This window comes from Nocardioides luteus, from assembly GCF_000960475.2.
Classification (GTDB): domain Bacteria; phylum Actinomycetota; class Actinomycetes; order Propionibacteriales; family Nocardioidaceae; genus Nocardioides; species Nocardioides luteus_A.
On record NZ_JZDQ02000035.1, the window covers coordinates 45,482 to 59,606 of the forward strand.

Annotated in this window: 14 protein-coding genes and 1 tRNA gene; 4 read left to right on the plus strand and 11 right to left on the minus strand. The window is 69.7% G+C overall.

Annotated features, from left to right (window positions below; genetic code table 11):
- Positions 1-56: 56 nt before the first annotated feature.
- Together UG56_RS21785 and UG56_RS21790 are read right to left on the minus strand one after the other, a co-directional pair.
- Positions 57-998, minus strand: a complete 942-nt coding sequence (locus UG56_RS21785) for an oxidoreductase (RefSeq protein WP_045547704.1) — start codon at positions 996-998, stop codon at positions 57-59.
- 60 nt (positions 999-1,058) lie between these two features.
- Positions 1,059-1,667, minus strand: a complete 609-nt coding sequence (locus UG56_RS21790; protein WP_084101410.1) for a LysE/ArgO family amino acid transporter — start codon at positions 1,665-1,667, stop codon at positions 1,059-1,061.
- Between the two features lie 74 nt (positions 1,668-1,741).
- Here UG56_RS21790 and UG56_RS21795 point away from each other — a divergent pair, with 74 nt between their 5' ends.
- Entirely contained in the window at positions 1,742-2,644 is a 903-nt protein-coding gene (locus UG56_RS21795; protein ID WP_045547706.1) for a LysR family transcriptional regulator ArgP, read from the plus strand.
- Between the two features lie 5 nt (positions 2,645-2,649).
- Here the strand turns inward: UG56_RS21795 and UG56_RS21800 are convergent, their stop codons facing one another.
- Both UG56_RS21800 and UG56_RS21805 read right to left on the minus strand, forming a co-directional pair.
- Positions 2,650-3,024 carry a hypothetical protein gene (locus UG56_RS21800; protein ID WP_045547707.1) on the minus strand — a complete coding sequence of 125 codons (375 nt, stop codon included), beginning with the start codon at positions 3,022-3,024 and terminating at the stop codon, positions 2,650-2,652.
- A gap of 91 nt (positions 3,025-3,115) precedes the next feature.
- Complete coding sequence (locus UG56_RS21805; RefSeq protein ID WP_045547729.1) at positions 3,116-4,336, minus strand: MFS transporter; 1,221 nt, start codon at positions 4,334-4,336, stop codon at positions 3,116-3,118.
- A gap of 82 nt (positions 4,337-4,418) precedes the next feature.
- Here UG56_RS21805 and UG56_RS21810 point away from each other — a divergent pair, with 82 nt between their 5' ends.
- Positions 4,419-5,294 carry a LysR family transcriptional regulator gene (locus UG56_RS21810; RefSeq protein WP_045547708.1) on the plus strand — a complete coding sequence of 292 codons (876 nt, stop codon included), beginning with the start codon at positions 4,419-4,421 and terminating at the stop codon, positions 5,292-5,294.
- A gap of 72 nt (positions 5,295-5,366) precedes the next feature.
- On the opposite strand, the gene UG56_RS21815 is transcribed toward UG56_RS21810, so the two are convergent.
- Positions 5,367-7,220, minus strand: coding sequence for an acyl-CoA dehydrogenase (locus tag UG56_RS21815; RefSeq protein ID WP_045547709.1), 1,854 nt, complete (start codon positions 7,218-7,220; stop codon positions 5,367-5,369).
- A 116-nt stretch (positions 7,221-7,336) separates the two neighbouring features.
- The gene (locus UG56_RS21820; protein ID WP_045547710.1) at positions 7,337-8,581 is read right to left on the minus strand and encodes an MFS transporter; all 1,245 of its coding nucleotides are present in this window, start codon (positions 8,579-8,581) and stop codon (positions 7,337-7,339) included.
- A gap of 72 nt (positions 8,582-8,653) precedes the next feature.
- Here UG56_RS21820 and UG56_RS21825 point away from each other — a divergent pair, with 72 nt between their 5' ends.
- The gene (locus UG56_RS21825; RefSeq protein WP_045547711.1) at positions 8,654-9,106 is read left to right on the plus strand and encodes a nuclear transport factor 2 family protein; all 453 of its coding nucleotides are present in this window, start codon (positions 8,654-8,656) and stop codon (positions 9,104-9,106) included.
- A gap of 76 nt (positions 9,107-9,182) precedes the next feature.
- On the opposite strand, the gene UG56_RS21830 is transcribed toward UG56_RS21825, so the two are convergent.
- From UG56_RS21830 to UG56_RS21850, 5 genes are all read right to left on the minus strand, one after another.
- Complete coding sequence (locus tag UG56_RS21830) at positions 9,183-10,220, minus strand: calcium-binding protein (RefSeq protein WP_052693297.1); 1,038 nt, start codon at positions 10,218-10,220, stop codon at positions 9,183-9,185.
- A 67-nt stretch (positions 10,221-10,287) separates the two neighbouring features.
- On the minus strand, positions 10,288-10,920 hold the full coding sequence (locus UG56_RS21835; RefSeq protein WP_045547712.1) for a DUF2461 domain-containing protein: 633 nt from the start codon (positions 10,918-10,920) through the stop codon (positions 10,288-10,290).
- A 35-nt stretch (positions 10,921-10,955) separates the two neighbouring features.
- Positions 10,956-12,332 (minus strand): class-II fumarase/aspartase family protein, encoded by a 1,377-nt coding sequence (locus UG56_RS21840; RefSeq protein ID WP_045547713.1) that lies wholly within the window; start codon positions 12,330-12,332, stop codon positions 10,956-10,958.
- A gap of 157 nt (positions 12,333-12,489) precedes the next feature.
- A tRNA-Gly gene (locus UG56_RS21845) sits at positions 12,490-12,565 on the minus strand.
- Positions 12,566-12,614: 49 nt separating this feature from the next.
- Positions 12,615-13,403: an SGNH/GDSL hydrolase family protein gene (locus UG56_RS21850; protein WP_045547714.1), complete on the minus strand. Its 789-nt coding sequence runs from the start codon at positions 13,401-13,403 to the stop codon at positions 12,615-12,617.
- A gap of 142 nt (positions 13,404-13,545) precedes the next feature.
- On the opposite strand from UG56_RS21850, the gene dcd reads away from it, so the two are divergent.
- Entirely contained in the window at positions 13,546-14,121 is a 576-nt protein-coding gene (dcd, locus tag UG56_RS21855; protein WP_045547715.1) for a dCTP deaminase, read from the plus strand.
- The last annotated feature ends 4 nt before the right edge of the window (positions 14,122-14,125 follow it).

Sequence of the window (14,125 nt, forward strand, 5' to 3'; positions counted from 1 at the left end):
GATCCGGGGCGCCCTGACGGCATCGGCCCGAGGTAGCGACCGGGGTCAGACTTTGGTCAGGGGTAGGCGATACCGGTGGTCTGCTCGGAGAGCTCCCACAGCGCCCGCGCCGCCTCCGGATCGCGCGCGAGCCGGGACGCGGTGACCGGCTTCGGCACCCCGCGGGCCTCGAAGGCGTCGCTCGGACCGATGTACGTCCCCGGCTCCAGCCCCGGATAGGTCGCCGCCATCAGCGCAGGCCAGGCACCGGCCTCGGGCGTCTGCGCCATCGCATGGACAGCGGCCTCGCTGATGCTGGCGATCGGCGCGATCAGCCGCCGGGACGTGCCGTTCGCCATCAGCCGGGTCGAGGCGAGCCCGGGGTGGGCGGCGTACGCAGAGATCGGCAGCCCCGCCTTCTCCAGGCGCCGCTGCAGCTCGAAGGTGAAGAGCAGGTTGGCGAGCTTGGACTGCGAGTAGACGTTCCAGGGTGAATACCGCCCGACCTGCACGGTCGGGTAGCCCAGCGGCGCCTTGCGGGCCAGCTTGTGCATCATGCTCGACACCGTCACGATCCGCGCCTCGCCGCTCTCGGCCAACGGCTCGAGCAGCAGCCCGGTCAGCAGGAACGGCCCGAAGTGGTTGGTCGCCATCTGCAGGTCGAGGTCGTCCACGGTCCGCGACTGCGGCGTCGCCATCACCCCCGCGTTGTTGACCAGCAGGTGCAGCGGTCCGCCGCCGTCGAACGTCGCCGCCGCGATCGCCTCGGCTCCGGCACGCACCGCCTGGAGCGAGGAGAGGTCGAGCGCGACCCGGTCGAGCCGGGCACCCGGAACCTCCTCGCTCAACGCCGCCGCGGCCGCGTCGAGCTTCTCCCAGGACCGCCCCGCCAGGATCACCCGCGCCCCGGCGGCCGCGAGGCCGCGCGCGGTGAAGTAGCCGATCCCGCCCAGCGTCGGTCCGGTCACCACGGCGTTCTTGCCGGTCAGGTCAGGAATGTCGGAGGTCGTCCACGGCATGCGGCCACACTAGGCGGCGACTCCACACAATGGACGCATTTGACGGTCGGCCCCGGCCTGTCAGCCCAGCCCGCCCAGCGCGAGCCCAGCAGCGATCGCGAGCATCGTGCACCCGATGAGGCTGTCGAGCACCTGCCACGCACGCCGGCTGGCGAGCAGCGGCCCGAGCAGCCGGGCGCCGTAGCCGAGCCCGGCGAACCAGATGATGCTGGCCAGGCAGCCGCCGACGGCGAACCCCCAGCGCGCCGGGCCGTACGTCGCCGCGATCGACCCGTGGAGCACAAGTGTGTCGATGTAAACATGCGGGTTGAGCCAGGTGAAGGCGGCGGCCTTGGCGATCACCCGGGGGAGCGCCTCGCGAGGAGCATCGGCCGCATCGAGACCGGAGGGCCGCAGCGCCCGCCGGAACGACCCGATGCCGTACCAGCCCAGGAACGCCACCCCGAACCACCGCAGCAGCTCCAGTGCCCAGCCCGCGCGCGAGACGACGACTCCCATCCCGCCCACCCCGGCGCAGATGAGGACGAGATCCGAGACCGCGCAGACGCTCACCACCACGAGCACATGCGAGCGCAGGATGCCCTGCCGCAGGACGTACGCGTTCTGGGACCCGATGGCGACGATGAGGCTGAGCCCGGTGAGGAGCCCGGCGAGGCTGGCGTTGATCACCCCGGCGACGCTAGAGCGCGACCCATCAACAGACCAGCGAAAGAATCTAACCGAAGACAAGCCACACTTAAGTCATGCCAGCCCTCGACCCGACCCAGCTCGAGACCCTCGTCGTGATCGCCGAGGAAGGCACCTTCGACGCCGCGGCGCGCCGCCTCCACATCACCCCGAGCGCCGTCAGCCAGCGGATCCGCGCACTCGAGCGTACGGCCGGACAGGTGCTGGTGCGGCGTACGACTCCCTGCACGCCCACCGAGGCCGGCGAGCCCCTGATCCGCCAGGGAAGACAGCTCCGCCTGCTCCTCGCCGAGGCGGCCGCGTCCCTGGGAACGGACGAGACCAGCGCCGACACGGTCGTCGACCTCTCGGTCGTCGTCAACGCGGACACCCTCGCGACCTGGTTCCGACCGGTGCTCGACGAGGTCGCGACCTGGGACCGGACGGCATTGCGGATGACCGTCGAGGACCAGGGCTACTCGGCCGACGCGCTCCGACGCGGCGAGGTCCTGGCGGCCGTGACCAGCGAGCCGAAGCCGGTCCAGGGCTGCACGGTCGAGCCGCTGGGAAGGCTCCGCTACACCCCCGGCGCCGCCCCGGCGCTGGTCGAGCGCCACCGCAGGGGCAGAGGCATCGACTGGAGCGCGATCCCGATGATCGTCTACAACGAGAAGGACCATCTCCAGGACGAGGTGCTCGCCGCGCACGGCGCGACCAGGCCGCCGGTCGTCCACCGGGTCCCGAGCAGCCACGACTTCCACGAGGCGATCCGGCGCGGCCTCGGCTGGGGGATGCTCCTCGACGCCCAGGCCGAGGCCGACCTCGAGTCCGGTCGGACGATCCCGCTCCCGGGCGCGAAGCCGATCGACGTCCAGCTCTTCTGGCAGCGCTGGCGCCTCGACTCGGTCGCCCTCGACGACCTGAGCGAGGCCGTACGCCGCGCCGCCCGCTCCGGGCTACGCCCGACGCGCCGCCGCTGAACGGGTCAGCGCCGGCGGTCGGGGTAGCCGGCGCCGAAGTGCTGGTCCTGAGGAGCGTGGCCCGGCATGGGCTGCCCGGCCGGCGGGTAGTGCCCCTGCGGAGGCGGGCCCGGAGGGTAGTGCCCCTGGGGGCCGCCGCCGTAGGGGCCGGGCTCGTAGGGGCCGGGGTCGTACTGGCGGTGCTCCACGGCGGTGGTGTGCTGGGACCGGTTCACCGACAGCAGCACGCCGATCACGATCGCGAGGCCGCCGGTGACGACGAAGATCCAGCCCAGCGGTTCGCTGGCGATCGCGTTGGCGACCTCGTCGGGCAGATCCACGGCGTTGGTGAGCAGGACGAGTCCGAGGACCAGCAGGATGATTCCCAGGCCGATGGTCATGGCAGAACTCCAGAGGTTGGGGGCTGGCGCGCCACGCTACCCAGCCACTTCAGGCCCCCATACCGTCCCCCGCATCGCAGCCCCGACCCGATCATGCCGTACGCCGCGTCCCGGCCACTCCACGCGCCGCGACCCCGAGCAGCACCAGCAGGAGCGCACCGAAGGCGAGCATCGCCGGGTCGGTCGCGACGTACTGCACCAGGATCCCCAGCAGCACCACCGGCACTGTGATCCCCAGATAGGCCATCAGGAAGAGCCCGGCCAGCGCCTCGCCGCGGCCCTCTGCCGGCGCCACCGAGATGACGGTCGCGACCGCGGCCTTGAACGACATCCCCGAACCGGCCCCGGTGACGACGGCCCCGACGACCAGCACCCAGAACGTGCCGGAGAGCAGGGCACCGACCACGAGGAGGAGCCCGACGGTGAGCGCGACCAGCCCGGTGACGTACAGCCGACGGCGCTGCCAGCGCCCGGCCAGCACCTGGAAGAGCGCCGCGGCCCCGAAGATGGAGAACCCGACGACGCCTGCCACCGCATGCGAGTGGAGGGAGAGCTCGTCAGCCAGGAACGACGGCACCAGCGAGGTGAAGAAGCCGAACATCGCGAAGGCCACGAAGCTCGCCATCCCCGCGGCGAAGTAGGCGCTGCGTGCGTCGGCCGGCACCCGCACCCGCTGTGGCCGGTAGGTCCAGCCCGGCTGGTCGGTGTCGACCGTCTCCGGTGCGGCGACGACCGCCAGCAGTCCGATCACCATCAGGAAGGCGAAGACCGCGTAGGGGGTGTAGAGCGGACGCGGCGCCCACTCGGCCAGGGCGCCGGCGACCAGCGGTCCCAGCCCCAGGCCGCCGATGTTGGCCGCGGTCGCGACCACCTCGGCCCGGGTCGCGGGAGCCTCCGGCCGCGCGTTCCGGTGCAGCTCCGCGAGATGCGCCGTCGCCGTCGCGGTCAGCATCCCGACGCCTAGGCCGGACAGCAGCCGCGCCAGCAGCAGCCAGCCCAGCTCGTGGGTCGAGAGGAAGATCAGTGCCGAGAGCACGTTGAGCAGCACCGCCGGCGCCACCACCCGCCGCCTTCCGAACCGGTCCGAGAGGTGGCCGGCGAGGAAGAGCGAGACCGCCACCCCCGCGCCGTACGTCGCGAAGACCACCGTGATCGCGAACGAGCCCCATCCCTGCTCGTCCACGTAGAAGACGTAGAGCGGAGCCGGTGCGGCCGCGAAGCCCATGGTCGCGGCGAACAGGAACGCCACCGACCAGAACCCGCGGGCGTGGTGGTGCCGCTCGGTGAGGGGCGCTGCCTGGATTGTTGTCATGCCTCCATGGTCACCGATCGGCGTCATCATCTCCAACGAATCTTGTCGAAGGTAAGCATCATCATCTGCGATAGTGAGCAGCATGCAGCCGCACCAGCTGGAGTACTTCGTCGCCGTCGCCGAGACCGGCAGCTTCACCGCCGGCGCGGACCGGGTCGGTGTCGTGCAGTCCGCCGTCTCCGCAGCCATCAAGCAGCTCGAGCGGGGCCTCGGGGCGCCGCTGATCGAACGCGGCTACCACCGCCTCACGCTCACCGCCGAGGGCGAGGCGCTGCTCCCACGCGCCCGCGAGGTGCTCGCCGGCATCGACGCTGCGCGGGAGGCCGTCGCCGGCGCCCGTGGCCAGGTGGTCGGCACCGTCCTCTTCGGCACGCTCTCCTATACCGGCCGCTGGGACATCGCCGAGGTGCTGCAGGGCTTCGCCGCCCGCCATCCCGGCATCACCGTGCGCATGCGCCAGACCATCTCCGGCAGCGCCACCAACGAGGCGGACGTACGCTCCGGGGCCCTCGATCTCGCCCTGGTCTCCACGCCCGCGACCTCACTGCCGGGCCTGACCCTGACCCGCATCCACGGCGACGAGCTGGTCTTCGTCTGCGCGCCCGACCACCGCCTGGCGCGGGCGCGTGCCGTGTCTCCCGCAGACCTCGCCGAGGAGAGCTGGATCGACTTCCCGACCGGGTGGGGCAACCGTACGGTCGTGGACGCCGCGTTCGCCTCGGCCGGCGTCTCCCGGACGGTCCGCACCGAGGTCACCAGCTTCGGGCTCGCGCGCAACCTCGTCTGCCGCGGTCTCGGCGTCTCGATCGTCCCCCGCGCGTCGATCGCGGGCGACCCGGTGATCGTCTCCGTGCCGATCGGCCTGGAGTGGTCCTTCCAGCTCGCCGTCGCGAGCAACCGACGGATCTCTGCGGCCGCCGCACGGCTCGCCGAGGCGGTCGAGGCCTCAGCGATCTGAACAGCAGAGGACGAAGCGGCCCGCCCGGAGAACCGGGCGGGCCGCTTCGTACTGCAGGTCAGAACCTGGGAATCAGAAGGCCGACTCCGGCAGGTCCATGATCGAGTTGTCGATCGCCTCGGCGATGGCCCGCTCAGCGGTCAGCTTGGGCAGGTTGTAGGAGGCGAAGAACTTCGCGGCGGCGACCTTGCCGGTGTAGAAGTCCTTGTCCTTGCCGGGGTCGCCGGCCAGGGCGGCGAGGGCGACCTCGGCCTGGCGCAGCAGCAGCCACGCGACCACGACGTCGCCGACGGCGAGCAGCAGGCGAGAGGTGTTCTGGGCGACCTTGTAGATGTTGGTGATCTCCTCCTGGGAGGCCATCAGGTCGTTGAACATGTGGCCGACGATCGCGTTGACGTCCTCGAGCGCGGTCGCGAGCAGGGCACGCGACTCCTTGAGCTCGGCGGAGCCCTCGTTGTCGAGGAAGGCCTGGATCTCGCCAGCGATCTGGCCGAGCGCGGCGCCCTGGTTCTTCACGATCTTGCGGAAGAAGAAGTCCTGGCCCTGGATCGCGGTGGTGCCCTCGTAGATCGAGTCGATCTTGGCGTCGCGGACGTACTGCTCGATCGGGTACTCCTGCAGGAAGCCCGACCCACCGAAGGTCTGCAGCGACTCGGTGCCGAGCAGCACCCAGGCGCGCTCGGAGCCGTAGCCCTTGACGATCGGCAGCAGCAGGTCGTTGACCGCCGCGGCCAGCTTGTTCTCGTCGGAGCCGTCCTCGGTGAGGACGACCTTCTCCTGCCACGAGGTCGTGTAGTAGACGAGCGCGCGCATGCCCTCGGCGAACGACTTCTGCACCAGCAGCGAGCGACGCACGTCGGGGTGGTGGGTGATCGTGACGCGCGGGTCGGTCTTGGCGGCCTTGGTCAGGTCGGCGCCCTGGACGCGGGTCTTGGCGTACTCCAGCGCGTTCAGGTAGCCGGTCGACAGGGTCGCGATGGCCTTGGTGCCGACCATCATCCGGGCGTTCTCGATGACGTCGAACATCTGGCGGATGCCGTCGTGCACCTCGCCGAGCAGCCAGCCCTTGGCGGGCTCGCCGCCGCCGACCTGCGGGTCGCCGAAGGTGAGCTCGCAGGTGTTGGAGACCTTGATGCCCATCTTGTGCTCGACGTTGGTGACGTACGCACCGTTGCGCTCGCCGGTGAGCTCACCGGTCTCGTGGTCGAAGTGGTACTTCGGCACGAGGAAGAGGGAGAGGCCCTTGGTGCCCGGGCCGCCGACGCCCTCGACGCCCTTCGGGCGGGCGAGGACGAGGTGCATGATGTTCTCCTGCAGGTCCGACTCGGCGCTGGTGATGAAGCGCTTGACGCCGGTGATGTTCCAGGAGCCGTCCTCGTTCGGCGTGGCGAAGGTCTTGCCGGCGCCGACGTCGGAGCCCGCGTCGGGCTCGGTCAGCACCATCGTGGAGCCCCACAGGCGCTCGACCATGATCTCGGCGATGCGCTTGTCGCGGTCGTTGCCGTTCTCGTAGACGACCTTGGAGAAGAATGGGCCGGCGCCGTACATCCAGATCGCCGGGTTGGCGCCGAGCAGCATCTCGGCGGTCGCCCAGATCAGCGAGTTCGGGGCCACCTGGCCACCGATCTGCTCCGGGGTCTGCAGGCTCCAGAAGCCCGACTCCATCCACGCGTCGTAGGACTTCTTGAACGCGGCGGGGACCGGAGCGGTGTTGGTCTTGGGGTCGAAGACCGGCGGGTTGCGGTCGGCCTCGACGAACGACTCGGCGAGGTCCTCGCGCGAAAGACGCTCGACCTCCGCGAGGATCTCCTTCGCGGTGTCGACGTCCAGGTCCGCGAAGGGACCGGTGCCGAGAACCTTGTCGGTGCCGAAGACCTCGAACAGGTTGAACTCGATGTCGCGGAGATTGCTCTTGTAGTGGCTCACTGATCCACCTTCATAACCTTTGTCGGATTTACCAGTTGCGGGAGCGCCGGTCGGCACGCACTACTGGCGGGTAACATCAAGAATAGGCATGCGATTCAGGGGTGGCAAGCCCGGGGCTACTCACAGGTAAGGTTCTTCGTCACAGCGGGCCGCCAGGGAAGCAGGCCGGACGAGAGCAGAAGTACGACGCCGGCCACCGCGATCGCTGTCCGCGGGCTCGTCGCCGCGGCCAGCGCCCCGGCCGCCAGGACGCCGACCGGCTGCGCGACCTTCATCGTGATCGACCACGCCGCCTGCACCCGGGACATGTGGTCGTCGTCGGTCTCGCGCATCCGGTAGGTGGCGAACGTCGGGTTGAAGACGGCCGCGCAGAGGATCAGCCCGAAGTTGGCGGCGGTGAACCATGCGAAGGCGACGGGCCCGCTCGGGGTGAACGCGATCGGGATCGTCCACAGGGTCCGGGCGACCCCCGCCCCGAGCAGCACCCTCCGCTCGCCGAGCCGGCTCGTGAGCCGGGGCGCCCACATCGCGCCGAGGATGCCGCTGAGGCACGGCAGGCCCATCGCGACGCCGTACATCCACGGCTCCATGCCCAGCACCCGCAGGCTCAGCACCGTCTGCAGCGGGCTGGTCGCGATCACGCACGAGCCGAAGAGCGCGGCGTTGAGGAAGAGTGCGCGCAGGTCGCGCCGGGCGAGGATGTAGCGCCAGCCGGCGGTCACCTCGGCCGGCCAGTGCTGCGGCTTCCTCGTCGGAGGTTGCGGTTCCGGCGTACGGATCGAGCGGATGCCGAGCGCCGAGAGCAGGTACGTCACCGCGTCCACGAGCACGGTCAGCGTCGGCCCGAACGCCGAGACGAGCGCGCCGCCGACCGGCGGGCCCAGGGTGAAGGTGGTCCAGAACGTCGTCTCCAGCCGGCTCGTCGCCGTCAACCGGGCCTCGGGTCCGACCAGTGCCTTCAGGTGTGCTCCCGAGGCTGCGGTGAAGGCGAGCTCGCAGGTCGCGGCCAGGACGCCGACGACGCAGAGGTGCGCATAGGTGAGCCGGTCGGCCAGCCCCGCTATCGGGACGCTGAGCATCGCTGCGAACCGGATCAGGTCGGCGCCGACCATCGTCGGCCGCTTGTGGCGATACTCGATCCACGGCCCGAGCCGGATGCCGGCCGCCGCGGCCGCGAACCCCGACAGCGCCGCCAGCAGCGACACCTGGAAGGTCGACGAGTCGAGGGCGAGCACGGCGACCAGCGGCAGGGCGCCGTAGGCGATGGTCGACCCCGCCTGGCTCGTCGCCGTCGCCAGCCAGAGCCGGTTGAAGTCCCGCCCCGGCGTCGCGGTCCCGCGAGTGGTCTCCGAGACGGTCACCCGCTGACCCTAGTCGGGCGGGAGTCGGCGATCAGGTAGAACACGTTTCAGTTTCGGCGTACGATCGCCTGCATGATCTCCTCCGACGCCATCACCTGGAACGCCCCCGACGACGAACACCCCGCACGTACGGCCGGCCAGCGCTCCTATGCCGCCGTCGCCAAGGGCGATCTCGACGAGTGGCTGACGATCTATGCCGAGGACTGCGTGCTCGAGGACCCCGTCGGGCCGTCGATGTTCGACCCCGAGGGCAAGGGCCACCACGGTCACGAGGGCCTCAAGGCGTTCTGGGAGAAGGCGATCGCCTCGGTCCACCGGTTCGAGTTCGAGATCAACGACTCCTTCGCCAACCCCGGCGGCAACACCTGCGCCAACATCGGCCGCATCAAGACGAGCTTCCCTGACGGCAGCCACACCACCACCGACCTGATCATGGTCTACACCGTCAACGACGAGGGCCGCATCAAGTCCATGAAGGCCTTCTGGGAGCCCGAGCGCACGATGGCGAGCTTCACGAGCGCCTGACGTCAGATAGTCCGAGACGTTTCGGCCCATCTACCGACTGGTAATGGGCCGGAACGTCTCGGACTATCTGAGCTGGTCAGGGGGTCCAGTAGGTGCCACCGCTCGGCGGTCCGGTCGGCAGGTTCCGTGTGACCAGGCAGGAGTACGTCGCGCCGGCGCCAGGCTCGGCGGCACACTGATCCGCGCCGGCCTCGCCCCGCACCACATCGGCGAGCGGGCCGCCGTTGAGCCGATCATCCCCGCCGCCCCCGAGGAGTCGATCGCGGCCGTCTCCGCCGACGACCGAGTCACCCTCGGTTCCTGCCGCGAGGTAGTCGGATCCGCTCCACCCCTTGAGCCAGTCGCGCCCGGAGCCGCCGTAGATCCGGTCGTTCCCGGACATGCCGTGAAGGCTGTCCCGCCCGGCGTTGCCGTAGATGAGGTCGGCGCCGCTGTCGCCGACGACGACGTCGGCGCCGTCGCTGGCATACATCTGGTCGTCGCCGACGCCGCCTCGGAGGGTGTCGTCTCCCGCTGCGCCCCACATTCTGTCGTTGCCGCCGCCGCCGATCAGTGCGTCTGAGCCGTCCTCGCCGTAGAGGCGGTCGTTGCCTCCTTGGCCGTGGAGGAAGTCCCGACCGGTGCCGCCGTAGAGGAGGTCGCCGCTATCGGTGCCCGCAGTCGAGTCGAACGTTCCGGAGATGAAGTGTCCGGCGATCGTGTCGCTCCCGCCGCCGCCCTTGATCGTGTCGGAACCGGTGCCGCCGGTGAGCTCGTCGTCACCTGACGTGCCGTAGATGGTGTCGTTGCCCGACTCGCCATTGGCCCAGTTGCTACCCCGGATCTCGTCGTTACCAGGGCCGGCGAGTACGCGACTCCCGCCGCGGATCTGGTCGTCCCCAGAGCCTGCGCAGACGACGTCGTTGGAGTCGGCAGCGATCGAGTCGGCGCCGGACGTACCCAGAATGACGTCGCGGATCGCTGGATCCGTCCGCTTCTCGCCCTTGCTCAGGTCGACGGTGACCGCCCTGTCGATGCAGCTGGTCGCGGCCACGCCGCTCGAGCTGGTGGTCAGGACGAAGGCGGGGACGATCAGGAGCGATGCCGCCGCCGCAACCGAAAGAGGTGTACGCACGGCGCACACCGTAGCGGGTATCGCTCGGCCGCGCGCCGGCATTCGTCGATCGGTCCAGACGGCCGGATCACGCCACCGCGTGCTCGGCGATCCACTCCACCAACGGACGTACGGCTCGCCAGTCCTTCTTCACCTCGCCGACCAAGTCAGGGGTGTGGATGATCGGCTCGAAGCCGATGGTGCGGCCGAGGTGGATCGACTTGTGACGCAGGAGCTCGATCTTGGGGTGGTCCTTGTCGAAGCCGCGGGGCGCGGTCTTGAGGCGGTCGCCGGTGACGGCGTAGCCCTTCTTCTCCGCAGTGGCGAGGCGTTTCTCCAGGTCGGCGCCGTAGTGGTCGTGGACGATGGCGTCGCGGAAGGCGGCCAGGCGGGGCGGCTCGAACCAGTAGCAGCCACCGCCGGTGCGGATGCCGCGGGGCGAGACCTCGACGTAGTAGCCGGTCTGCGGGGCCACCGCCACGAAGGCTCCCTGGTGGGTCTTGTAGGGGAGCTTGTCCTTCGAGAAACGTACGTCGCGGTAGGGCCGGAAGATCTTGGCGCTGCCGAACTCCTCGGCCAGCTCGTCGGTGAGCGCCTTCATCGGCGCATGCACCGACTCCTTGTAGATGTGCTTGTGGGCTTCCCAGAACGACTTGGTGTTGTCGACCTCGAGGTCGTCGTAGAAGTCGAGTGCCGCAACGGGGAAACCTTCGAAAGCCACGTACGCAGCCTATCGACGTCCGCGCAACGACCGGGTCAGACGGCGGGGATCTGGATGGTGTCGGCGACCCGGCGCGCGTGCTCGGCCATCGAGCGGGCGATGTTGGCGGACTCGCCGAGGTGGCGGCAGGGGTCGAGCAGGTCGGCGATCTCGGCGCGGCTGAAGTGGGCCGAGACCTCGGGGGAGGCGGCGAGCAGCGAGGCGAAGTCGATGTCCTCGACGGCGGAGCGCTGGGCCAGCTCGAAGACGACGTCGTGGGCGACCTGCCGGCCGATGCGCTCGCCGAGCTCGAGCATCAGCGACTCGGAGCCGATGAGTCCTCCGGAGAGGGCCAGGTTGGCGCGCATCCGGTCCTCGTCGAAGGTCAGGCCGGTGAAGATGACCACGAGCCGGGCCAGGACGTCGCCGGCGAGCTGGGAGGCCTGGGCGACCGCGTCCTCGAGGATGCCGGTCATGGCGCCGTTGGCCTCGTGGTCGTGGAGCATCGACTCCATCGCCGGGGCGACGAGCCCGCGCAGCTGGGTGGCGGCGGTGATCACGTCCAGCGTCAGCTGCGGGTTGCGCTTGTGGGGCATCGTCGAGGAGCCGATGGTGCCTTCCGGGATCGGCTCGAAGGCCTCGCCGAACTCGGGCTGCATCATCGAGTAGACGTCCTTGCCGATCTTGCCGGCGGTGCCACCGAGCATCCCCAGGATCGAGACCCACTCGACCATGCCGTCGTTGATCGCGCGCGACGGGACCGGCATCGAGCCCATGTCGAGCCGGGAGGCGGTCTCGGTCTCGATGGCCCGGGCGTGGGAGCCGAAGGAGGCCATGGTGCCCGCGGCCCCGCCCATCAGCAGACGGAAGACGCGGTCCTCGACCGAGCGGAGCCGGTCGACGTGGGCGGCGATCTCGTCGATCCAGATCGCGACCTTGAAGCCGAAGGTGATCGGGACGGCGTGCTGGGAGTGCGTACGCCCCGGCATCGGCACCTCGGCGCCCGCCTCGGCGACCTTGGACAGCGAGCGGAGCAGGTCGCCGAGCAGGTCGAGGATCTTGTCGTGCGCCTGGCGCATCAGGATCAGGTCGGCGGTCTGGGTGATGTTCTGCGTGGTGGCCCCCCAGTGGACCCAGCCGCCGTGCTTCTTGCCGACGACCCGGCACAGCTCCTCGACCAGCGGGGTCAGCGGGTGGCTGTGCTCGGCGGTGGCCTTCTCGATGCGGTCCAGGTCGAGCTTGTCCAGGTCGGCGGCCTCGGCGATCGCCTCGCCGGCCTCCGCGGGGATCACCTTCACAGCCGCCTCGGCCTCGGCGAGCGCCGCCTCCACGTCGAGTCGCGCCTGCAGGCGAGCCTCGTAGGTGAAGAGGTCTCCGATGCCGTGATCGGGGACTCGTCCGTCGGTGAATCGGTTGCTCGAGCCCGCGGGCATGGCGAGTGATCCTTTACGCGTCGTTCACACAATGATGGGAAATCAGAAACCCAATCTTAATCGACGCAAAGCGCAAACACCCGTGATCGTGTGCTGCATCACTTGGATCGTGCAAGTGAACTGAAACAGGCCGTGCCAAAGGCACGACCTGAATCTCTGGAGCGGACGACGAGGCTCGAACTCGCGACATCAACCTTGGGAAGGTTGCGCTCTACCAACTGAGCTACGTCCGCAGGTGCGACCAGGATGTTACCCCACACGCGTGGCCAGGTGTGAACCGACTCAGGAAAGTCGTGTCATCCGGGGATAGCGGGCCGACAGCCCGTCGCCGGGACCACGGAGCATGCGGCGTACGGCCCAGGGGAGTGCCCGGGCAGCCAGCCGCCGGACCTCGCGGATCGGGACGGCCAGGCCGTGGGGGCCCGGCTCCTCGATGACGACCAGCGGCTTCGGGGTGGGCAGGTGGTGCCGTACGCCGAGGGTGTCGAGGACCTTGATCGCCATCAACTGGTGGCCGGGAGCTCCCAGGAAGCCGTGGCCGTCCCAGTAGCCGGCGTCGTCGTACTCCGTCATCCGCCAGAAGTCGACCAGCGTCGCCCCGCGCCGCTGCGCGATCTCGCGGACGGCCTCGTTGTAGACCGCGAAGCGCCCGCGCAGCAGCCGGCCGACGGTGGACGCCCGCGCGCCGTAGGCGGTGAAGACCAGCACCTTCGCGCCGGTCTCGACCAGCTCGCCGATCGCGGTCTCGTAGGTCGCGAGCAGCGCATCGATGTCGACGTGCGGCCACATCAGGTCGACCGAGCCGCCGTAGATCGTCACCACGTCCGGCTCGAGCGCGATCGCGGCCGCCACTTGCTCCTTGACGATCCGGTCGATCCCGCGGCCGCGGACGGCCAGGTTGGCGTAGCTGAACTCGGGGGTCCGCTCGGCCATCACCTCGGCGACCCGATCGGCCCAGCCGCGTACGCCGTTCGGGCGGCGCGCGTCGGTGTCGCCGACGCCCTCGGTGAACGAGTCGCCCAGCGCGACGTACCGGCGGTAGCCCCCGGGGATCAGCGCATCCAGTGCCATGTGCCCGATTCAACCGGGTTTGAGGCGGGACGTACGACTCTGGCGAGGAATCTGTGACAGATGGGGTAGAGGTGATTCCAGAGACGCCATCACGGGCGACGCAGGCGCGGTACGCAGGCCTCTACTGGGTTAGGTTTGGCTCGTGCTGCTGAGCGACAAGGACATCCTGACCGAGATCAACGACGGGCGGATCGTCATCGACCCCTGGGACGAGTCGATGTTGCAGCCGTCGTCCGTCGACGTACGTCTGGACCGGTTCTTCCGGGTCTTCGACAACCACAAGTACGCCACGATCGACCCGGCCGTGGACCAGTCCGAGCTCACCCGGCAGATCGAGACCGAGGGTGACGAGCCGTTCATCCTGCACCCGGGCGAGTTCGTGCTCGGCTCGACCTACGAGACCGTCAGCCTGCCAGACGACATCGCGGCCCGCGTGGAGGGCAAGAGCTCGCTGGGGCGCCTCGGGCTGCTCACCCACGCCACCGCTGGCTTCGTCGACCCGGGCTTCTCGGGTCACGTGACGCTCGAACTGGCCAACGTCGCGACGCTGCCGATCAAGCTCTACCCGGGCATGAAGATCGGTCAGTACTGCTTCTTCCGGCTCACCTCGCCCGCGCAGAACCCTTACGGCAGCGAGAAGTACGGGAGCCGCTACCAGGGCCAGCGCGGCCCGACCGCCTCGCGCAGCTTCCAGAGCTTCCACCGCACCAAGATCTGACTGT

Bases quoted from the DNA above. Each gene is read 5' to 3' on its own strand.
- UG56_RS21795 (WP_045547706.1), top strand. From the start codon at position 1,742: ATGCCAGCCCTCGACCCGACCCAGCTCGAGACCCTCGTCGTGATCGCC.
- UG56_RS21785 (WP_045547704.1), bottom strand. From the start codon at position 998: ATGCCGTGGACGACCTCCGACATTCCTGACCTGACCGGCAAGAACGCC.
- UG56_RS21810 (WP_045547708.1), top strand. From the start codon at position 4,419: ATGCAGCCGCACCAGCTGGAGTACTTCGTCGCCGTCGCCGAGACCGGC.
- UG56_RS21805 (WP_045547729.1), bottom strand. From the start codon at position 4,336: ATGACAACAATCCAGGCAGCGCCCCTCACCGAGCGGCACCACCACGCC.
- UG56_RS21825 (WP_045547711.1), top strand. From the start codon at position 8,654: ATGATCTCCTCCGACGCCATCACCTGGAACGCCCCCGACGACGAACAC.
- UG56_RS21800 (WP_045547707.1), bottom strand. From the start codon at position 3,024: ATGACCATCGGCCTGGGAATCATCCTGCTGGTCCTCGGACTCGTCCTG.
- UG56_RS21840 (WP_045547713.1), bottom strand. From the start codon at position 12,332: ATGCCCGCGGGCTCGAGCAACCGATTCACCGACGGACGAGTCCCCGAT.
- UG56_RS21850 (WP_045547714.1), bottom strand. From the start codon at position 13,403: ATGGCACTGGATGCGCTGATCCCCGGGGGCTACCGCCGGTACGTCGCG.